This window comes from Acinetobacter junii (assembly GCF_018336855.1).
In the GTDB taxonomy this organism is placed as follows: domain Bacteria; phylum Pseudomonadota; class Gammaproteobacteria; order Pseudomonadales; family Moraxellaceae; genus Acinetobacter; species Acinetobacter junii.
Genome location: NZ_CP059558.1, coordinates 1,871,144 through 1,890,972 on the forward strand (window position 1 = coordinate 1,871,144; position 19,829 = coordinate 1,890,972).

25 protein-coding genes and 1 tRNA gene are annotated in these 19,829 nt (G+C 36.5%); 12 read left to right on the forward strand and 14 right to left on the reverse strand.

Going from position 1 to position 19,829, the window contains the following annotated elements; genetic code table 11:
• Nucleotides 1–12: 12 nt before the first annotated feature.
• Together trmA and H2677_RS08810 are read left to right on the forward strand one after the other, a co-directional pair.
• Complete coding sequence (gene trmA, locus H2677_RS08805) at nucleotides 13–1,098, forward strand: tRNA (uridine(54)-C5)-methyltransferase TrmA (protein ID WP_004961537.1); 1,086 nt, start codon at nucleotides 13–15, stop codon at nucleotides 1,096–1,098.
• Between the two features lie 249 nt (nucleotides 1,099–1,347).
• Complete coding sequence (locus H2677_RS08810; RefSeq protein WP_004954718.1) at nucleotides 1,348–1,575, forward strand: hypothetical protein; 228 nt, start codon at nucleotides 1,348–1,350, stop codon at nucleotides 1,573–1,575.
• Between the two features lie 41 nt (nucleotides 1,576–1,616).
• Here the strand turns inward: H2677_RS08810 and H2677_RS08815 are convergent, their stop codons facing one another.
• The gene (locus H2677_RS08815) at nucleotides 1,617–2,378 is read right to left on the reverse strand and encodes a phosphodiester glycosidase family protein (protein ID WP_112986620.1); all 762 of its coding nucleotides are present in this window, start codon (nucleotides 2,376–2,378) and stop codon (nucleotides 1,617–1,619) included.
• A gap of 151 nt (nucleotides 2,379–2,529) precedes the next feature.
• On the opposite strand from H2677_RS08815, the gene H2677_RS08820 reads away from it, so the two are divergent.
• Nucleotides 2,530–3,063 (forward strand): lecithin retinol acyltransferase family protein, encoded by a 534-nt coding sequence (locus H2677_RS08820; protein ID WP_004954724.1) that lies wholly within the window; start codon nucleotides 2,530–2,532, stop codon nucleotides 3,061–3,063.
• A gap of 51 nt (nucleotides 3,064–3,114) precedes the next feature.
• Here H2677_RS08820 and H2677_RS08825 read toward each other — a convergent pair whose 3' ends face one another.
• The gene (locus H2677_RS08825) at nucleotides 3,115–3,570 is read right to left on the reverse strand and encodes a nucleoside deaminase (RefSeq protein ID WP_004961526.1); all 456 of its coding nucleotides are present in this window, start codon (nucleotides 3,568–3,570) and stop codon (nucleotides 3,115–3,117) included.
• 333 nt (nucleotides 3,571–3,903) lie between these two features.
• Between H2677_RS08825 and H2677_RS08830 the strand changes: the two genes are divergently transcribed.
• Together H2677_RS08830 and H2677_RS08835 are read left to right on the forward strand one after the other, a co-directional pair.
• A complete protein-coding gene (locus tag H2677_RS08830) occupies nucleotides 3,904–4,161 on the forward strand; it encodes a YjhX family toxin (protein WP_004961522.1) in 258 nt (85 codons plus the stop codon).
• A gap of 79 nt (nucleotides 4,162–4,240) precedes the next feature.
• On the forward strand, nucleotides 4,241–4,747 hold the full coding sequence (locus H2677_RS08835) for a GNAT family N-acetyltransferase (RefSeq protein WP_199955119.1): 507 nt from the start codon (nucleotides 4,241–4,243) through the stop codon (nucleotides 4,745–4,747).
• Nucleotides 4,748–4,829: 82 nt separating this feature from the next.
• Here H2677_RS08835 and H2677_RS08840 read toward each other — a convergent pair whose 3' ends face one another.
• Nucleotides 4,830–5,408: a YceI family protein gene (locus tag H2677_RS08840; protein WP_004915385.1), complete on the reverse strand. Its 579-nt coding sequence runs from the start codon at nucleotides 5,406–5,408 to the stop codon at nucleotides 4,830–4,832.
• Between the two features lie 227 nt (nucleotides 5,409–5,635).
• Here H2677_RS08840 and H2677_RS08845 point away from each other — a divergent pair, with 227 nt between their 5' ends.
• A complete protein-coding gene (locus H2677_RS08845; protein ID WP_199955120.1) occupies nucleotides 5,636–6,043 on the forward strand; it encodes an OsmC family protein in 408 nt (135 codons plus the stop codon).
• Nucleotides 6,044–6,098: 55 nt separating this feature from the next.
• Here the strand turns inward: H2677_RS08845 and tkt are convergent, their stop codons facing one another.
• Nucleotides 6,099–8,087, reverse strand: coding sequence for a transketolase (gene tkt, locus H2677_RS08850; protein WP_212638339.1), 1,989 nt, complete (start codon nucleotides 8,085–8,087; stop codon nucleotides 6,099–6,101).
• Between the two features lie 384 nt (nucleotides 8,088–8,471).
• Between tkt and metK the strand changes: the two genes are divergently transcribed.
• The gene (metK, locus tag H2677_RS08855; protein WP_004954738.1) at nucleotides 8,472–9,638 is read left to right on the forward strand and encodes a methionine adenosyltransferase; all 1,167 of its coding nucleotides are present in this window, start codon (nucleotides 8,472–8,474) and stop codon (nucleotides 9,636–9,638) included.
• 51 nt (nucleotides 9,639–9,689) lie between these two features.
• Here metK and H2677_RS08860 read toward each other — a convergent pair whose 3' ends face one another.
• Nucleotides 9,690–9,947 (reverse strand): hypothetical protein, encoded by a 258-nt coding sequence (locus H2677_RS08860; RefSeq protein ID WP_004915370.1) that lies wholly within the window; start codon nucleotides 9,945–9,947, stop codon nucleotides 9,690–9,692.
• Nucleotides 9,948–10,190: 243 nt separating this feature from the next.
• On the opposite strand from H2677_RS08860, the gene H2677_RS08865 reads away from it, so the two are divergent.
• Nucleotides 10,191–10,373 (forward strand): hypothetical protein, encoded by a 183-nt coding sequence (locus H2677_RS08865; RefSeq protein ID WP_212638340.1) that lies wholly within the window; start codon nucleotides 10,191–10,193, stop codon nucleotides 10,371–10,373.
• 42 nt (nucleotides 10,374–10,415) lie between these two features.
• On the opposite strand, the gene H2677_RS08870 is transcribed toward H2677_RS08865, so the two are convergent.
• The 6 genes from H2677_RS08870 to H2677_RS08895 all read right to left on the reverse strand — a co-directional run bounded on the left by H2677_RS08870 (nucleotide 10,416) and on the right by H2677_RS08895 (nucleotide 13,472).
• On the reverse strand, nucleotides 10,416–10,979 hold the full coding sequence (locus H2677_RS08870; RefSeq protein WP_212638341.1) for an FxsA family protein: 564 nt from the start codon (nucleotides 10,977–10,979) through the stop codon (nucleotides 10,416–10,418).
• Between the two features lie 188 nt (nucleotides 10,980–11,167).
• Nucleotides 11,168–11,602 (reverse strand): I78 family peptidase inhibitor, encoded by a 435-nt coding sequence (locus tag H2677_RS08875; protein WP_212638342.1) that lies wholly within the window; start codon nucleotides 11,600–11,602, stop codon nucleotides 11,168–11,170.
• Between the two features lie 204 nt (nucleotides 11,603–11,806).
• Entirely contained in the window at nucleotides 11,807–11,968 is a 162-nt protein-coding gene (locus H2677_RS08880; protein ID WP_199955123.1) for a hypothetical protein, read from the reverse strand.
• Nucleotides 11,969–12,405: 437 nt separating this feature from the next.
• Nucleotides 12,406–12,624, reverse strand: a complete 219-nt coding sequence (locus H2677_RS08885) for a cold-shock protein (protein WP_004915353.1) — start codon at nucleotides 12,622–12,624, stop codon at nucleotides 12,406–12,408.
• Between the two features lie 375 nt (nucleotides 12,625–12,999).
• Entirely contained in the window at nucleotides 13,000–13,218 is a 219-nt protein-coding gene (locus H2677_RS08890) for a hypothetical protein (RefSeq protein ID WP_004961495.1), read from the reverse strand.
• A 177-nt stretch (nucleotides 13,219–13,395) separates the two neighbouring features.
• A tRNA-Met gene (locus H2677_RS08895) sits at nucleotides 13,396–13,472 on the reverse strand.
• Nucleotides 13,473–13,748: 276 nt separating this feature from the next.
• Between H2677_RS08895 and ruvC the strand changes: the two genes are divergently transcribed.
• Nucleotides 13,749–14,294 carry a crossover junction endodeoxyribonuclease RuvC gene (gene ruvC / locus H2677_RS08900; protein WP_004915352.1) on the forward strand — a complete coding sequence of 182 codons (546 nt, stop codon included), beginning with the start codon at nucleotides 13,749–13,751 and terminating at the stop codon, nucleotides 14,292–14,294.
• Between the two features lie 3 nt (nucleotides 14,295–14,297).
• Here the strand turns inward: ruvC and H2677_RS08905 are convergent, their stop codons facing one another.
• Entirely contained in the window at nucleotides 14,298–15,800 is a 1,503-nt protein-coding gene (locus tag H2677_RS08905) for an NAD(P)H-hydrate dehydratase (protein ID WP_212638343.1), read from the reverse strand.
• Nucleotides 15,801–15,823: 23 nt separating this feature from the next.
• On the opposite strand from H2677_RS08905, the gene queG reads away from it, so the two are divergent.
• Nucleotides 15,824–16,948, forward strand: coding sequence for a tRNA epoxyqueuosine(34) reductase QueG (queG, locus tag H2677_RS08910; RefSeq protein WP_212638344.1), 1,125 nt, complete (start codon nucleotides 15,824–15,826; stop codon nucleotides 16,946–16,948).
• A 79-nt stretch (nucleotides 16,949–17,027) separates the two neighbouring features.
• Nucleotides 17,028–18,017 carry a biotin synthase BioB gene (gene bioB, locus H2677_RS08915; RefSeq protein WP_004961484.1) on the forward strand — a complete coding sequence of 330 codons (990 nt, stop codon included), beginning with the start codon at nucleotides 17,028–17,030 and terminating at the stop codon, nucleotides 18,015–18,017.
• Between the two features lie 49 nt (nucleotides 18,018–18,066).
• Here the strand turns inward: bioB and H2677_RS08920 are convergent, their stop codons facing one another.
• Nucleotides 18,067–18,279: a hypothetical protein gene (locus H2677_RS08920; protein ID WP_004915346.1), complete on the reverse strand. Its 213-nt coding sequence runs from the start codon at nucleotides 18,277–18,279 to the stop codon at nucleotides 18,067–18,069.
• A gap of 124 nt (nucleotides 18,280–18,403) precedes the next feature.
• The gene (locus H2677_RS08925; protein ID WP_004954754.1) at nucleotides 18,404–18,751 is read right to left on the reverse strand and encodes a hypothetical protein; all 348 of its coding nucleotides are present in this window, start codon (nucleotides 18,749–18,751) and stop codon (nucleotides 18,404–18,406) included.
• A gap of 492 nt (nucleotides 18,752–19,243) precedes the next feature.
• On the opposite strand from H2677_RS08925, the gene H2677_RS08930 reads away from it, so the two are divergent.
• Nucleotides 19,244–19,777, forward strand: a complete 534-nt coding sequence (locus H2677_RS08930) for a fimbrial protein (RefSeq protein WP_004954758.1) — start codon at nucleotides 19,244–19,246, stop codon at nucleotides 19,775–19,777.
• The last annotated feature ends 52 nt before the right edge of the window (nucleotides 19,778–19,829 follow it).

A 19,829-nucleotide genomic window follows, 5' to 3' on the forward strand; every position in this document is an offset into this window, starting at 1 on the left:
GTTTTCTTTTTTATGACCGTATCTTACCAACAGCAACTTCAAGAGAAAGTTGAACGAATCACCGCACAATTTGCACCGTTCAATCCCCCTGCTTTAGAAGTATTTCAATCACCTGAGCAACATTTTCGTATGCGTGCAGAATTCCGTATTTGGCACACTGAAGATGATTTGTTTTATGCCATGTTTGAACGTGCTGAAGATGGTAAGCAAAAAGCTGTTATTCGTATCGATGATTTCCCGATTGCTGATAGCAGTATCAATAATTTAATGCCACTACTACTAGAAGAATTAAAAGCAACTCCGATTCTTTCGCAACGTATTTTTGAAGCAGATTTCCTATCCACTTTAAGTGGCGAAATGTTGGTAACGCTGATTTACCATCGCCGTTTGGATGCAGAATGGGAAAGTGCAGCAAAAGCACTTGCTGATAAATTAAATATTAAAATTATGGGACGTAGCCGCGGTCAAAAGGTCATTATTGGAGATGATTACGTTGTTGAACAACTTAATGTTCATGGACGTACTTTCAAATACAAACAAATTGAAAGCAGCTTTACCCAGCCTAATGCTCAAGTCTGCCAACATATGCTTGAATGGGCTTGTGATGCTGCGGAAGGTGCTCAAAAAGATTTACTAGAACTGTATTGCGGTAATGGTAACTTTACTCTACCACTGTCTCTGAAATTTAAACGCGTTCTTGCAACTGAACTTGCTAAATCATCAGTTCATGCAGCGCAATGGAATATTGAACAGAATCAAATTGATAATATTCAAGTAGCACGTTTATCAGCTGAAGAATTTACCCAAGCCTATCAAGGTGAACGTACATTTAGACGTTTATTAGAAGCTGAAATTGATATTCAAAGCTATGACTTTGACACTGTATTTGTTGATCCACCACGCGCAGGCATTGATGACGAAACGCTCAAGCTGTTACAAGGTTTTGAACGTATTATCTACATATCTTGCAACCCAGACACGCTACACGATAACTTAAAAATATTGACACAAACACACCGCATTCAGAAGTTTGCTATGTTTGATCAATTCCCTTTTACACATCATGTTGAGTCTGGTGTATTACTTGAAAAAATTTAAACAAACTATTTCAATGTAAGCATTTTTAATAGAGAGTTTTTATAACTCTCTATTTTTTATTTAAGTTTTTTTATAAAAATCTTTGAAATATCAACGATCAAGTCATTAAGTTGTCATAATTTCGTTAATAACATTAAAAATCATCGAAAAAATTGAAGTTCAACTGCTGCTTTTATCACTTATGCTGACTTGTATTTTATTTTAAAGTGACTATATTTCGATCTATGTTAGGTTGTATATGAAGGCTCTATGAGTTTTTGGCAAAAATTGTTGAATGCTGATCAACAATATAACGAACACAAGAATCAAACCTCATGTGTTGAAAATGATTGCTCTTGCAAATCAAATGAACAACTTCTTGAGGCTTTAGTAAAAGCTACAGATGAAGATGTGATTAAAGGCATCAAAAAAGTCCTAATTTCTCGTGGTTATAGTCGTAAAGAATTACTTGCGATGATCAACCCACCAATCCAATAAAAATAATACCCTAATCTTTTCTGAACGAGAGGATTAGGGTTCTATAACTTACAATTCATTTGATGTGTTAATCCAACAATTGGTCCCAAATTATATTTTCTATCATTACGTTGAATGTCTTTTAAATACAAGCTAGAAATCGATCCATCTAAATACAAAGCTTCATCTACTCTCAACTGATGTTTAAAGAACTTTGCAAACTGATAAAAATTTATACGCTGTTCTGAAATCACGAAATATAAATGATCATCCCGTACCCCAACACCATTACGAATTTTTAAAGAATTTGAATCCTTTATAAATTGAGAATTTATTAGTCCTTTATGCACCAACATTGGTCCTGATTGTGTCGCGAAATTTGCTGTAAAGTTTGCTCTCTTATAGTCTGCTGTTGAATGAATGACAGCACCATGATCATTCCACGCTACTACACCATTTGGTTGCATAAAAAAATTACCAAAACCAGTTGATTCATTTAATTCAGAAAGCTTTTTCTTTTTTTCTATATACAACCCCACAGGCTCAAAGTTGGGATGATACATCCCAGCATTCATCGCAAAACGTAATTCTTTACATGCAGCTAAGTCGCTTTGAATATTCGAAAACTTTTGATAGAAATCACCTGTTCGAGGATTTTTTAAAAATAATTGCAAATCCTTTAAGTCATCGACCTTTATCACTTCAAATTGAACATCCTCGAATTTCATACTTTGATATTCAAATGCAAAAACTGTGGTAGCTTGAAATACCATACTTGATAGTAATAGACATCGATTCAACAACAATTTCAAATTCCTTAACATCACAAAAGCACCTACTTTAGAATATAACCTCGATTTAAATGAAAGATACAAACTCAACACATATTCACATGATTGATTGATGAAATATGCTCGATAGATTCATCTTTTTTCACTAAAATAGCTAGGTAAAATGCAATATTCTTGAATAGGCATGCAGCAAAAACATCAACGTTTTTATCTTGGCGCTCATCTCATCGTCAAACACTTTGGTTATAGCCATCATGGCATCTATGCAGGTCGTGGAAGAGTTATTCACTACTCAGGCTTTGCACATATTTTCAAAAAACATCCTATTGAAATAACGACACTAGAACGTTTTGCTCGTGATAAGCCTATTCATATTCGTTATTATGAATCACCGAAATATAAAGCTAAGGCAGTTGTACGTCGCATGCGATCACGTATGCATGAAAATCACTACCATTTGATTATCAATAATTGTGAACACCTTTGCACATGGGCGATTACAGGTATTGAATCCAGTACGCAAGTTGAAAGGATGCAACGGCGTATTGCTACGATTGGTTATGTTAGCTCTTTAATGAGTTATATGAATAGCCTGATGCTTACAATTGCTACAGCCTGCTTTGCGATCGTTTTATACATAAAAATCATGATTCGCCGTCAAGCGAAAAAATCTCTTCCCGCATACTTACTTTTAAAAGAAAAGCATGCAAAAAAGTAATATAGATTTTCAATAAGTTACTAATCTAAAAGTAACTCTTCGCAATCCAATCTACTGTTGTCTTTGCCAAATTGCATACAAATCTGAGCAGTGATTCGATTTTAATTGAGTAAACTCTAAACCCTCTTGAAATTGAGGTTCAACTCTCAATAATTCGGCAATTTTCGCAGTTGATAAACCAAATGGTTCAGCATCTGTATTGGAAAATGCAAAAAATACTTTTGAAATTCCAGCCATTCTTATTGCAGCTAGACACATTGGACAAGGTTGCCCACTTGCATAAACCGTACAATCTTCTAAATTTGGAGTAGATAATAAACGACCTGCTTCTCGTAATGCGAGCAGTTCAGCATGTGCTGTCGGATCATTCGTCAACTTAATCTGATTTACACCTGTTGAAATGATCTCATTATTTTTTACAACCAAAGCAGCAAATGGTCGACCGCCTCGTTTTACATTTTCTAGTGCTAAATCGACGGCCTGCTGTATGAATTTCTGATTATCCATCCTATCCCACCTTGAAAATAATATTTGTGCTGTGCATTCAAATATTGGAAATACATCGATACTTGCATCTTAAGTTAATCATAAAAATAAGGCTATACACCTTAACTCTCGCACCCAAAACACAGTATATTTCACATAATATTTTACTTTTTATATCACAAGCTATATATTGATTAGCAAATTTCATATCCAATCTACATTGAGGATTTTATGTTGGAGATAGCAGTAATCTGATAACCATATTTCAATGAAAATTTGAAATGGGTTATCAACGCGAATTTTCAGGCTTCATGCCTATCTTTGCTTTTGATTACTTAATATCTGGATTCCAACATGAACCTATCCAAGTCTGAACAAAGGACTTTACACGTCTTAGCAAAAGGCGGAAAAATCGTAAAACTCAAAAATGAATCAGGACAAATCATTGCTGTAGAATGTTATAGCCGTGAAGGTTTTGTATTATCTGATTGCACACTCGATGTTTTTCGAAAACTTAAAAAGAAAAGATTGATCAAATCACAGGAAGGTCAACCCTATCAAATCAATTTGAATGGGCTTAGAAACGTACGACCTCAACTCGATAATCAATAAACATCCTTAATCATCATCTGATGAAGCAATAACATGATTTTGCTTCATCAGTGATTTAAAAAAGTACTAGGTAACGAAAATGAACATTCGAATCCGTAATGAACAGAACACTGACATCCAAGCCATTTTTGATTTAACACAATCAGCATTCTCACAAGTTGAATATTCAAGCCACACTGAACAATTCATTGTAAATGCGCTGAGAGAAAATAATCAGTTAACCCTTTCTTTAATCGCTGAAATTAACAATCAAGTTGTTGGGCATATTGCCTTTTCACCAGTCTCTATTTCAGATGGTGCGACAGATTGGTATGGTTTAGGCCCAATTTCAGTTCTACCTGAATATCAATCAAATGGTATAGGCTCTCAACTTATCAAAGAAGGTTTGAATAGGATCAAGGTACTGAATGCAAAAGGATGCGTATTACTCGGCGATCCTAATTATTATGGAAAATTTGGCTTTAAGGCTGATGCTAGATTGATCCTAGAAGATGTTCCAGCAGACTATTTTCAAATTCTTGCTTTTACCGACCACATACCAAGTGGTTATGTGACTTATTCAGAAGCATTTAATGCTACCGCATAGTCATTTTCTCTAGATAATGAGCAAATAAAAAAAGCTCACGGCTATTGAGCGTGAGCTTTTTTGAAGTTTGAGTACTTCGATATTACTTAGCAGCAGTTGCTTCAGTTGTAATATTTACAGTGATCTTATCCCCTACATTCGGAACATAGTTTCCGATACCAAATGCAGAACGATCAAATGAAGTCGTTGCATTAAATCCAATTGCAGGTACTTTAGCCATTGGATGCTCACCTTGTTTATTCAGCACAGCATCTAAAACCACAGGCTTTGTCACACCTTTAACGGTTAAATCACCCGTAATTTTGAAGTGTTTCTTGTCTTTAGTTTCTACTTTAGTACTTTTAAAAGTGATATTCGGATACTTAGCTGCGTTAAACCAAGCTTCTTCTTGGAACTCTTTATCCAAAGCAGGAACATTTGTATTCACACTGCTGATTGGAATAATCACATCTACAGAAGAGTTTGATGGTTTAGCATTATCAACTTTAATCACACCTTGAATATCAGTGAAATTCGCGCTCGGAGTTGAAAAACCAAAGTGATTCCAGCTAAACACTGTTGCTGTATGTGTTGGATCAATTTTATAGTCTACTGGCGCAGCTAAAGTTACAGAACTTGCGATGGCAACGGCTAAACCTAAGCTTAATGTTTTAAATTGCATTTTTCGTATCCTTGTTTGATATAGTGATTAGTGTATACATCAAGTATTTTTATTCATTATTCTTTATAAAACGATATGTTTCATCAGTGCAACAATAAAAGGGTTACAGCGCGTATTAAACTCAATATGATTATACAGATTCGATACTAGACAATTGGATAGTTCATTCGTATTCTCGATTGATCTATGATTTTTTTAATTTTAAAAGATTCACAACAAGGTAAATCATGACTTATTCTACCCAAGCACTCAGCACATCAACTCCCTATCGCGTTACACTGACGAACTCTTCTGGGCACACTTGGTATTCTGATGAACCTGCAGATAAAGGCGGTCAAGATACTGCACCAAATCCAATACAATTATTATTATCTGCTCTGGGCGCGTGTACGACGATCACCTTAGAAATGTACGCCAATCACAAAGGAATTAAAATTGAACACGTTCAAGTAAATCTTTCATTGAATCCAAATGGTCAACCAGAGTCTGGTCAAAACAACATTGAGCGTAAGATTGTGCTTAAAGGTGAATTTACCGAAGATCAACATAAACGATTACTCAAAGTTGCTGAGAGCTGTCCTGTTCATAAATTACTAACTTCTAATATTTCGATTCAAACTGAACTTAGCATTTAATTTCATTCACAAAAAAAAGCGCCCTATTCAGGACGCTTTTTAACTATTAATTCAATTAAGCAGTCAATTCTTTAACAGCAGCGACAACTGCTTCCGTCGTGATACCAAAGAATTGGAACAAATCTTTCGCTGGTGCAGATTCGCCATAAGTGGTCATACCAATCACTTTGCCATCTAAACCAACAAATTTCCACCAGTAATCCACATGGGCAGCTTCAACTGCTACACGTGCACGGATATGTGCTGGTAATACCTCTTCACGGTAAGCAGCATCTTGCTTCATGAATTCTTCAGCACATGGCATAGACACAACACGCACACCTTCAAGCTGTGCATATGCTTCCATCGCCAATGAAACTTCTGAACCAGTCGCAATGATGATTGCTTTCAACTCGCCTTTTTCTTCAGCAAGTACATAACCACCTTTTGCAACGTTTTGAATTTGAGCTTCATTACGTGCTTGGAATGGCAAGTTTTGACGAGAGAAGATTAATGCTGTTGGACCTTCTTTACGCTGAAGAGCAGATTTCCAAGAAACAGCCGCTTCAACCGTATCACATGGACGCCATGTATTTAAATTAGGCGTACCACGTAATGATGCAATTTGCTCAATTGGCTGATGTGTTGGACCATCTTCACCTAAACCGATTGAATCATGTGTATATACATGAATCACGCGTTGCTTCATTAATGCAGACATACGTACCGCATTACGCGCATACTCCATAAACATTAAGAATGTTGCAACGTAAGGAACAAAACCGCCGTGTAAAGCTACACCGTTTGCAATTGCGGTCATACCGAATTCACGAACGCCGTAATAAACGTAGTTACCCGCAGGATTATCTTGTACGCCTTGGCAACCTTTCCAAAGTGTTAAGTTAGAACCAGCCAAGTCAGCCGAACCACCTAATAATTCAGGGAGTAATGGACCAAATGCTTGTAACGTATTTTGGCTTGCTTTACGTGTTGCAATTGTTTCAGCTTTTGCATTTGTTTCAGCAATGAATGCATCGGCTTGTGCAGCAAATTCTGTAGGTAAATCACCGTTGATACGACGTAACAATTCAGCTGCTTCAGTTGGATATTTTGCTTGGTATTGTGCAAACAATTCATTCCAAGCGGCTTCAGAAGTTTGACCCTTAGCTTTTGCATCCCAAGATGCATAAACGTCTTCTGGAATAACAAACGCTTCTTCTTTCCAACCTAATGCTTCGCGTGTTAAAGCGATTTCGTCTTTACCAAGTGGCGCGCCGTGGCAGTCTTCTTTACCTTGTTTATTCGGAGAACCTAAACCAATAATCGTTTTACAGATAATGATCGTTGGTTTATAGCTTTCAGCTTTCGCTTCAACAGTTGCTTGACGAATCGCATCAGCGTCATGCCCGTCTACACGAAGCACTTGCCAGCCATAAGCTTTGAAACGTTGCTCAGTATCATCACTAAACCAACCTTCCACTTCACCATCAATTGAAATCCCGTTGTCATCGTAGTAAGCAATTAACTTACCAAGACCTAAAGTACCTGCAAGTGAACATACTTCGTGCGAAATACCTTCCATCAAGCAGCCATCACCAAGGAAACAGTAAGTGAAGTGATCAACAACATTTAGACCGTCTTTGTTGAACTGAGCAGCTAACGTTTTTTCAGCTAAAGCAAAACCTACTGCATTCGCAATACCCTGACCTAATGGGCCAGTTGTTGTTTCAATACCTGGTGCATAGCCATATTCAGGATGACCAGGAGTTTTAGAGTGTAATTGGCGGAATTGCTTTAAATCTTCAATAGACAAATCATAACCAGTCAAATGCAATAATGCATATTGCAACATTGAGCCATGACCATTAGACAATACAAAACGGTCACGGTTCGCCCATTGTGGGTTTGTTGGGTTATGATTTAAAAATTCGCGCCAAACTACGTCAGCGATATCTGCCATCCCCATTGGAGCACCAGGATGCCCTGAGTTTGCTTGTTGCACAGCATCCATAGCCAAGACACGAATTGCATTTGCAATACGACGTTCATTTAAAGGGGTTGTCATAAGTCAGAATCCGATTAAATCAATAAGATGAGAGAAGATGAGAAATCATCTTTCAAAAACTGCGACTATTGTCTTAAAAAAACAAGATGGGGTAAAGTGCAATACACGATATTTCTTATATTTTGATCATTCAAATACAATTCTTTATGTAAATGTTCACCGTGTAAACAACATGTAAAATACAATCAGTCAAATATGAAAATTTACAATTCAGAAAAACTTTATTAATTAAAGCATTAATATTAGTTTTACTTATACACATATCAATAAAAACATGATGAAAATGAAATAATTTCATGCTTTTTAGTCAGCTTGTGCTAGTCCTATACGCCAAGTCGATGTAACATACTCTGTCTTTTTGAAAATAACCATGATAGGACGTTCATGCGCGAGTATGCTGTTTTTACTTCAGAATCTGTAAGCGAAGGTCATCCAGACAAAATGGCTGACCAAATTAGTGATGCTATTTTAGATGCAATCCTAAAAGAAGACCCGTATGCGCGTGTCGCTTGTGAAACATTAGTAAAAACAGGCGCTGTTGTTCTTGCTGGTGAAATTACGACTACAGCAAACGTGGACTTTGAAGCGATTGTACGTCAAACAGTTAACGGAATCGGTTACCATCATTCTGATTTAGGTTTTGATGGCTCTACATGTGCTGTCATCAACATGATTGGTAAGCAGTCTCCTGAGATTGCACAAGGTGTTGACCGTCAAAAACCAGAAGATCAAGGTGCTGGCGACCAAGGCTTGATGTTCGGTTACGCAAGCCGTGAGACAGATGTTCTTATGCCTGCGCCTATTTCATACGCTCATCGCCTCATGGAACGTCAAGCAGAATTACGTCGTTCAGGTGCTTTACCTTGGTTACGTCCAGATGCAAAAAGCCAAGTTACATTTGCTTATGAAAATGGTATGCCAGTTCGTTTAGATGCAGTTGTTTTATCAACTCAGCACGATCCCGAAATCAGCCAAGCTCAGTTAAAAGAAGCAATTATCGAAGAAATTATTAAACCAATTATTCCTGCTGAAATGTTTCATGCTGAAACCAAGTTCCACATCAATCCTACAGGTATGTTTGTGATTGGTGGTCCTGTAGGTGACTGTGGTTTAACTGGTCGTAAAATTATTGTCGATACATATGGTGGTATGGCTCGTCATGGTGGTGGCGCTTTCTCTGGTAAAGACCCATCAAAAGTAGACCGTTCTGCAGCTTATGCTGGACGTTATGTTGCGAAAAATATTGTTGCTGCTGGTCTTGCTGACAAATGTGAAATTCAAGTGAGTTATGCAATTGGTGTTGCAGAACCAACTTCTATTTCAATTAATACATTTAATACAGGCAAAGTATCAGATGAGCTTATTGTTCAGCTAGTACGTGAACATTTTGACTTACGTCCGTATGGTATTACACGTATGTTGAATCTAATTCAACCGATGTATAAACAAACTGCAGCATATGGTCACTTCGGTCGCGAAGGTTCTGACACTGCATTTACATGGGAAAAGACAGATAAAGTTCAGATCCTTAAGGATGCTGCTGGACTTTAAACCCACACATAAAAAAGCTCGCATGATGCGAGCTTTTTTATTCCCCAATTTTTAATTTCCCGAATTCATATTGTCTTGCTTTAGAACTTCAAAAATAGACGTATTTTGAACAGGCTGTTCTTCTTGATGATGTTGCGAATACATATGCGCAAGCTTCACAATAACAACTACAGCCAAACATGCTGCCACACAAAACATCCAAAGCCCATAAGGACTCCTAATGTGTTGCGAACCGCAATGTGGACACTCTTTATCAGTTGAAGCAACAACCTTGTCACAGCATGCACAATGATATTGATATAACATCATTTTTCCTCCCGATTGTTATTTTTTATTTTCTTTTTACAACAATTTTTACCGTCGCACTTTTATCCTATGAGAAATAAATCAAGATTTCAATCTTGATTTATGACCTTACCAGCTCATTTAACAAAAATAATATGTCATTTTTATGAAATCATTACAATCGAGGTAAATTCAGTAATTAGGTATTATTTTGATCTTTCACATAATTTTGCTAAAATATTTGGCTAGGATCAAAGAGTAAATATCATGACTCAATTAATTACTAAAGGTGGATTTCGCGAACGAGCAAATCGCAGTAGAAAATACAAACAATCAGAAAATGAAGTTACGACATTAGCTCCAACACAATATAAAAAAACTGCTGAAACACAAAGCCTATCTGAAAATTTAGAACAAAGTACAAATACAGATACAAGCAAACAAAAATAAAAAAGCACGCTTTAGAAGAGCGTGCTTTTTAAAAATTACAACTTAGTTTACGTCTTTAAATTCGATTTTCTTTTGATCTGGTTTCACTTCTCTCGCTTCACCATCAATAATGGTTGAATCGCGGTATTGACCACCGCCCTGTTGATTTTGCATTTCTTGCATTTGGCGCATCAAATCAGCAAAAGGATTTTGTCCAGCAGCACCGCCGCCGCCCATACCACCCATCATTTGATCCATCATCGCTTGCTGACGTTTGGCCATTGTTTTCATCAAAGCATTACGAAAAGCTGTTTGTACAGAAGGAATCAACACCAATAAAGCAAGTACATCAGAAATTAATCCTGGAATCATTAAAAAGAAACTAGACATTGCTAATGCAAGTTTCTTAGTAACAGCAGGATCTGCGCCTAATTGCCCTGTCATTTGCATCTGCTGCAATTGAGGCATGATATTAGCAGTGCTAGAGCGAACAAGGTTTAAACCAATAAAGAAAGCAAGCACAAACCAGAAGAAGACATACCACATACTTCCAACGAGGTCACCCACGCCAATCCATACTAAAACCTCAGCAATAGTACCTAAAACCACGATAAGAAGTAGATTCATCTCAAATCTCAAAAAATAAAAAACTTATGTCAGCTCAATTGATCATTCTTACATATTAATCAATACGAACTCAATAAATTAAGATATGGGTACAATTTCGAATTTATCAAGTTTTACGGCTTACCCTATTTTCAGAAATACTCTCATCTGAAGACATTTAAGATGAGAGCTTTTCATTTTCATAAATATTAGCCACAGCTCGCATTTAAGATTTTCTTAGAGCTTGCGTCTATCGTAACAGTAACTCGATTTTCACGATAATCCATTGTTACAGGTTGATTTGGTGCAACTGTGCGAACAATTTCTGATTGAGTTTTTTGTTTAATTTGTTGATCACTTAACCCAGACTGACCAATTAATTTTTGAGCCTCTTCCGCATCGCATTTAGGTTGATTTGCTCTAAAAAAATCCCACTCTTCTACAACTTTACCATTCGGTAATTTACAGTATCCGACCTGACCATTCGCTTCATTTCTAATTTCTAATTGTCCGCCTTGCTCTATACAATATTGGCTGGCTGGATTAGGCATACCAATTTTAGAAGGAGACACATCTTTATTTGGAGTAGATGAGCATGCTGATATTGAAAGGAATACCGTACTGATGATGAATAAATTTTTCATGAAATTAAATTCTTATGTGTAAAAAATTAAAGATATCAAAAAAATTTAGAAATTATGTCGATGATTTGAAACAGAAAAATAATTTGAATATTTGTAGAATGTTAGCTTAACAATACAACTTATTGAAAATATATGCTTTAGATGTATTTATGATCTATGTCATTCAAAGATCATTCTTAGCAGGCTAAAGGTTCTAGATTATTTCTACTGGATAATGATGTATTCAAGCCTAATCGCTTGATCAACCAAATAATGCGTCTTTATTTGATAAAAAAAAGGCCGAGTATTAATCCACTCATCCATCTCTAGAAGTGCAAGTGTGTAACCAGCAATAGCAGAAAAATCTTTTGTTTCTATGGCATCCATAGGCTTATCCTTTTTTATTAAGCCTATCACATAGCAAACACGATCAGGAAGATAAAATTTTCCCTCAAGAGTCACTTTCATAACGCATAAAAAAGCACCCTTAGGTGCTTTTTAATTACAAACTTGTTACTAGCAAGACAACAAAGCTAAATAACAATGTCCCTAATGATCTCTTACACTGTACGTGAACTTCATGTTCAAACCCTTGAGTGTATTGCTCTATGTTATCCATAACCGCATGCTCATCAAATGTACGCTAATCTTTAATCTGCCGAAATAATCGTCGAATTGAAATTAGCAAAAAGTCGTAGAGCATGCAATACTTTTTTACCATTGGGTTTAAACAATTAATTTTGCAGAGGAAGAAATTTGATAGATTTATGGTTTTTTACCATAAAAAAAAGCCCACCAAAGTGAGCTTTTTCTGCGGCATACTATTAGTTTTGAGCAACTACAGTAATACCAGTTGCTTGTGGGCCTTTTTTGCCTTGAGCAACAGTAAATGACACGCGTTGTCCTTCATGGAGAACTTTGAAACCATTGCTTTGGATTTCGCTAAAATGAGCAAAAACATCTTGTCCAGAATCAGCATGGATGAAACCAAAACCTTTAGTTTCGTTGAACCATTTAACTGTACCAGTCGCAGTGTTAGACATATCTTTAACCTATTTAAAAAATTCGGGATGCTTAGCAGCAAATAACTTGGAGTAATAAAACTTTGAGACTAAAATCTGATAAAACGAGAGGTTTAACTAAACTACGAAATTAAAGATTTGCTGAATCAACAGTGTTATTCTTCTAGTTAAGAACCACTATACACGAGTTTGCTTTTTACAAGCAATAAATATCTGCTTATTTATATAGATAATTTTCAATTATTATTTAGGAAATTAGATTTTTTATATTTAATCATTGAATTATAAGGATTTTATATTTATAAAAAAGCTAAAAAACAATTATAACTAAGGGAATAATCCAATAAAGCCCAACCTAAAAATGTAACAATATTTCTATGTTAGGCTCAAATATGACTAATTTAGTCGATACAACTGGTTTGGTGATGTATAAAAACTTCTACCATCAAGATTAAATTCAATTTCTTGACCAGATTGTAAAAGGATTTTTTTTCCTACCTCAACCCATTTAAAGCCATTAAGCGTGCTTTGCTGACGTTTGAGGGGAATAATTTGTACATTAATTTCATTGCCATTTGTGGCAGTGGCAATATGCCATTCATTGATAATTTTCAAAACTTAAATACTCATGACTGAGCTCAAGTGACAACTTGGATTTACTACAACACTAGGTAAGGAAACAGAGCATAACTAGGATTTAATAATAATTTTAGCTTTTTAGGTTTATTTCAGCTAACTCGTTACTGTTTAAGAAAACAACAACGTTTTTATAGATCACAGAGCAAAATAAATTGGATGCGGGGGTTGGATTTGAACCAACGACCTTCGGGTTATGAGCCCGACGAGCTACCAGACTGCTCCACCCCGCATCAGCGAGTTAGCTTTATACGCCCTTAGCTAATTTAATGCAAACTTTTTCTCCATAAATCTTTAAAAACTAAAATACTTGCTCATATTTAATACAAAAAAGGAAATTCTTTGCGTCATTCAAATGATTCAAACGAATTTTTTAAATCACACTCATACTAGTCAAAATCTTTTAAATCGACTCTTTAAATGACTGAAATTTTTATCCAACAAAAAATTGTACAAGGCAAAAGGCTATATGCAACAATATCAACATTCTTTTATTTTTATAGTGCTGCATGTCACTCATTATTGGTATTGATCCTGGTTCACGCTTAACAGGTTACGGGATTATCGAAAAGGATGGTAATAAGCTACGCTTTGTCGATGCGGGTACCATTCGTACAGAAACACAAGAAATGCCTGAGCGTTTAAAAAGAATTTTCGCTGGTATTGAGCGTATCGTTAAATTTCACGGTCCTACCGAAGCTGCTGTTGAACAAGTATTTATGGCTCAAAATCCTGATTCAGCTTTGAAACTCGGTCAGGCACGCGGTGCTGCGATTGCCGCCTTGGTGAATTTAGACTTACAAGTAGCTGAATACACAGCACGTCAGATTAAACAGTCTGTGGTTGGTTATGGTGCAGCCGAAAAAGAACAAGTGCAAATGATGGTGATGAAATTACTTAATCTTACTATTCAACCGCAAGCCGATGCAGCCGATGCCCTAGCAGCTGCTATTTGCCATGCCCACGCTTCGGGAAGTATGAGCAAAATGGCTGTTTTAAATGCATTAGGCGGGATGGCTCGTGGACGCAGTCGTTCGAGTAGTAGAAGACGTTAAGATTTACTGATTTACAACTTGATAAATTACCTTCCCCATTTCATGTGCTTGCAAGCCTCTGATCCCTTGTTCAGCGAGTAAATCCCCTGCTTGTGCATGTAAGCTGACAATTTCATGTAATGCGACTTGCACATGAAATTGCGCTTTTAGACTCGCAATCATGCCTGCCAGTACATCCCCCATTCCACCCGTTCCCATCCCCGCATTACCTTGAGTGCAAATCCATAATCGATCATCCAAAGTCAGACTCCCTGCACCTTTAAGCACCCATTGTCCTGCATATTTTTGTTGTAGCTGATAAATCGCGGCAATCCGATCTTGTTCAATATCTGCAGCTTTACACCCCAACAAAGTTGCAGCCTCACCTGAATGTGGAGTTGCATAAACATGAGCACTTAATTGCTGCGGATATCGTGCCAAAAACCATAATCCATCAGCATCTAATACAACTTCTAAATGTGAATTTTCATTAAGTAAATCAAACCATAATTGATAGATCTTTTCAGCCCATTCATCTCGTCCTAAACCCATTCCAAAACAGACTGCGTCGACCTGTGTTAATAAATGTTGAATAAGCTCTTGATCAAGCACATTAATATCTCTCACCATAATATTAGGTGAACGCGCTAGAATTGCTTGATGATGTTTAGAATGGCAAACCACTGTAACTTTGCCAGCACCAGCTTTAAAAGCAGCTTCAGCGGACATAATGACTGCCCCCCCCATATCGGCGTGTCCACCGACGACCAGCACATGTCCATAACTTCCTTTATGACCAAAGGCTTTGCGCTTCGGTAAAGCAATTCGTTCAGGAGATAAATAAGCAAGTGGTTTTAATTCTGCATCAATTGGGATCAAGCTGACTAAATGCAGTTTTCCCACATACTCCTTGCCTTGACCTGTAAACAATCCAGCTTTGTATCCCAATAGGGTAAAAGTTTGATCTGCTTCAATTGCACAAGGTAAAGCCAGACCAGTATCACCATGAATTCCACTAGGAATATCAACCGACACTTTGAAACCTGTTTGCAAATTATAGAGGTGAATAATATTTTGCCATTTTTGATCCAGCATTCGATTTAATCCGATCCCAAATAAAGCATCTATATGACAATCGAATATGGGTAAGTCTTGCTTTATCTCATGTTCAGACAATAAATAGTCAATTGTTTGTGTATCAACTTGTTGGCTTTGTGCGTAATGAAATGCCTGTTGTAAATCCTCAGAATGACCTAGCTCTGTAGCAAACACGGTTACTTTAAATCCCTGCTGCTTTAAAAATGCAGCTATATAATAGCCATCACCTGCATTATTGCCCTGACCACACCAGACCGCGATATGTTTAATTTTTTTAGCTAGAAATTGTTTATTTAAGTTTTGCGCTATTGCCCAAGCTGCTTGCTGCATTAAACCTAAAGAGGAATTCCGTTGAGCAAACCATCGACGCTCCCATGCTTGTATACTTTGACTATCATAAACTTGGCTATGGTAAACTGATCGTTGCATGATTTTCTCCTTATTATTGGTTTATGGCTTCCACTTCCTCATTTCACAACACTTCTCAAAAGATTGAGATTCAGCAGCTTGATCCTCAAGAACTTAAAACATGGATAAAAGCACAAGCTTTGGAATTGGGTTTTTCTGATTGTGTCATTGCCAAACCAGATGCTCAAGATCAAATGCCGAGATTTAAAGAATATTTAAAACGTGGCTATCATGCTGACATGCACTATTTAGAAGAAAACTTGGATAAACGAGCTGACCCAACTTTGCTCGTGCCAGGCACAAAAAGTATTATCTGTGTGCGTATGAACTATCTTGTAGCATCGCCAAAGCCCCGTTATGTACCATTTGAACCAAATTCAGCCATTATCGCACGTTATGCACGTGGTCGTGATTATCACAAAGTTATGCGTGGTCGACTTAAAACTTTAACTACACGCATCAAAGAAAAAGTTGGAGATTTCGAATCACGTCCATTTGCTGATTCAGCACCAATTTTTGAAAAATCGCTTGCTGAAAGTGCAGGTATGGGTTGGACAGGGAAACATACTTTACTTATTCATAAAAAATCAGGTTCCTTTTTTGTTTTAGGTGAGTTATTTACTTCGCTTGATCTACCTTTTGATCAACCTGCAACAGCTCATTGTGGCTCATGTACAGCGTGTATTGATATCTGCCCTACACAAGCGATTGTTGAACCTTATATGTTAGATGCTCGAAAATGTATTGCATATCTAACCATTGAATATAAAGGCATTATCCCAGAAGAATACCGCGCTGGAATCGGTAATCGAATTTTTGGTTGTGATGATTGTCAGTTAATTTGTCCTTGGAATGGCTTTGCTAAAACAGCCACAATTCCTGATTTTGATCCAAGACATAGTTTAGACAATATTAGCTTACTCGATATTTGGCAGTGGGATGAAGCTACATTTTTAGCCAACACTGAAGGCAGCCCGATACGTCGCACAGGGTATCAATCATTTAAACGTAATATTGCAATCGGACTTGGAAATGCGCCATACTCGAATGAAATCGTTGCTAAGTTGCAAGAAGCAAAACCTTGGCACGATGAGATTGTAAACGTACATATTGATTGGGCAATTCAACAACAATTGCGACAACCAATTGTCCATCACATAGAAAAATGATGTTTTTTGCCCTTTGGCTTTGGCATGATTTCTGTATGATTAATCTCAATCTTTGTAATCAATCATCATGGATATAACAATGACCCTACGTAATGACTGGACTCGTGATGAAATCCAAGCCTTATATGATCAACCTTTTTTAGATTTAGTATTTGAAGCACAACGCGTTCATCGTCAACATTTCCAAGCAAATACCATTCAAGTAAGCACACTACTTTCAATCAAAACAGGTAAATGTCCTGAAGACTGTAAGTATTGCTCTCAATCTGCTCATTACGATTCTAAATTAGAAGCGGAAAAACGCATTGCTGTTGATAAAGTTATTCGTGAAGCTATTTCAGCAAAAGAATCTGGTTCTTCACGTTTTTGTATGGGTGCTGCTTGGCGTAATCCACATGAACGTGATATGCCTTATGTTCTCGAAATGGTTCGTGAAGTAAAAGCATTAGGTTTAGAAACTTGCATGACTTTGGGGATGCTAAACCAATCTCAAGCAGAGCGCTTAAAAGATGCTGGTTTAGATTACTACAACCACAACCTTGATACTTCTCGTGAATATTATTCACACATCATCAGTACACGTAGTTTTGATGACCGTTTAAATACACTTGATCACGTGCGTCAGGCTGGGATGAAAGTTTGTAGTGGTGGGATTGTTGGTCTAGGTGAAACTCGTAATGACCGTATTGGTTTATTACATGAGCTTTCTACTATGCCCGTTCACCCTGAATCAGTACCAATTAACATGCTTGTTCCAATTGAAGGTACTCCGCTTGCAGATGTAGAAAAGTTAGATGTTACTGAATGGATTCGTACTATTGCTGTTGCACGTATTATTATGCCTCACAGTTATATCCGTTTATCTGCTGGACGTGAATCCCTCAGTGATTCTGATCAAGCCTTAGCATTTATGGCTGGAGCAAACTCTTTGTTCTCTGGTGATAAATTACTAACAACACCAAACGCTGGTGAAGGTAAAGATCAAGTCTTATTTGCTAAATTAGGTTTAACTGCTGAAAAACCTAAACCAACGGTGGCAGAACTCTCTATAGATGCAATGAGTGCATAAAATATAAAAACCTTGTCAATCGACAAGGTTTTTTTCAGTACTGTTGAGATTAAATCGAAGTAACTAAAATTCCATATTTTGCATTTAGAAACATGCCTTGACGAATAATGTCTACGCCAGCAGCATGTGTTACGGATAATTCCTGTGTATGTACATCAAAATGAAATGAATCAAAAATATCTTGATGTTGCATAAGCCAAAAAATAGTATTGGCAATATTTTCATCAACCGTATAAGTGTCAGAATTGAAGTCTTTATTCATGAGATTCAATATTTTCAACAAAATTAAAAATATCATAACGAATAAATTTACTTAAAACAGCTATATAAAAAAACACTTAACCAAAGGAGATTCATGGTTAAGTGTATCAAGAGGAATTTCTAGATTATGCAGCTTGAGGACTAATAAGGCTTTGTCCTGACTTCAAGCTGATCATCGCTTTAGCATTAAACTCTAAGGTTAAAACATGGTTATCAAGATGAACATGATATGCGTGAATTAATGGCTGCTGCCCTTCATCTGTCTCAAGCATATATTCATCGGCGATATTTAAAATACCTTCAAGATTTGTTGTACTCGAAGCTCGGTCATGACTGAACAAGTCGTAGATCGTTTGCAAGTTAAAGCTTGTGATCAATTCTTGAGGATGATTTTTAATATAACTTTCAAGAAATAAAACAAATTTATGAGCAAAAAAATAGTAGTTCGGTTTATGGGTATAAAGCATATTCATTGAAAACTCCTGAGCTGATTTTTTCATCTAATCATGACTAAAACACTAAGAATTGAATCTTAAAAAATTCTTAAAACAAGTTAGGTGTTTTTGTAATCTATGTAATTTTCCCCACCTATATTTAGATTTTTTAAAAAGATGCAGAACTGATTTTTATAATGATTAATAAGAAAAAATGAACAATATGATCAAAAAACAATCAAACAATCAAACAATCAAACAATCTAATTTTAATCACAAAACTTAACAGTCACATTAAGATTAATTAAATAAAATTCACTTAATAACGAAAGTTTATTAATAAAAACTAATAAATAAACAACAAGTTATTCAATTTATAACAATTGATAAATTTAAGTATTAAAATTATGTGACGAAGTTTGCATTTTTTATAATAAATGGTATATTTCGCGCATTACTTGTTCAGCGCAAGAAATTAACTGGAAAAGTAATCTAATTCAAACTTTTAGCTGATGTATTAGAGAAATTATTATGAAAAAACTTGCTTTGATCGCTGCACTTTCAGTTGTAGGTATCGCAAACGCTCAAGCTGCTGACGGCACAATTACAATCAATGGTCTAGTAACTGACAAAACTTGTAATATCGTTACTCCTGCTGGTAAAGACTTTACTGTTACACTTCCAACAGTTTCTAGACAAACTTTAGCAAATGCTGGCGATGTTGCAGGTCGTACTCCATTCCAAATCAACTTAGAAGATTGTTCAGAAGGTAAAGTTGCAACTTACTTCGAACCAGGTGCAACTGTTGACTTCAACACTGGTCGTTTAATCAACCAAGCTACTGCTGGTGCTCAAAACGTTGATGTTCAATTATTAGGTAGCAACAACCAAGTGATTCCAGTTTTGGCTGCTGGTGCTAGCGGTGCTCAAGCTAACTCTCAATGGGTTGATGTTGTTGAAGGCGGTAGCGCTGACTTGAACTACTATGCTGAATACTATGCAACTGGTGCATCTACTGCTGGTGAAGTAACTACAAACGTTCAATATACAATTATTTATCAATAATTATTGATCGCTGAGTTTCTATGTTTCAGAACATAGAAACTCTTTCATTTTT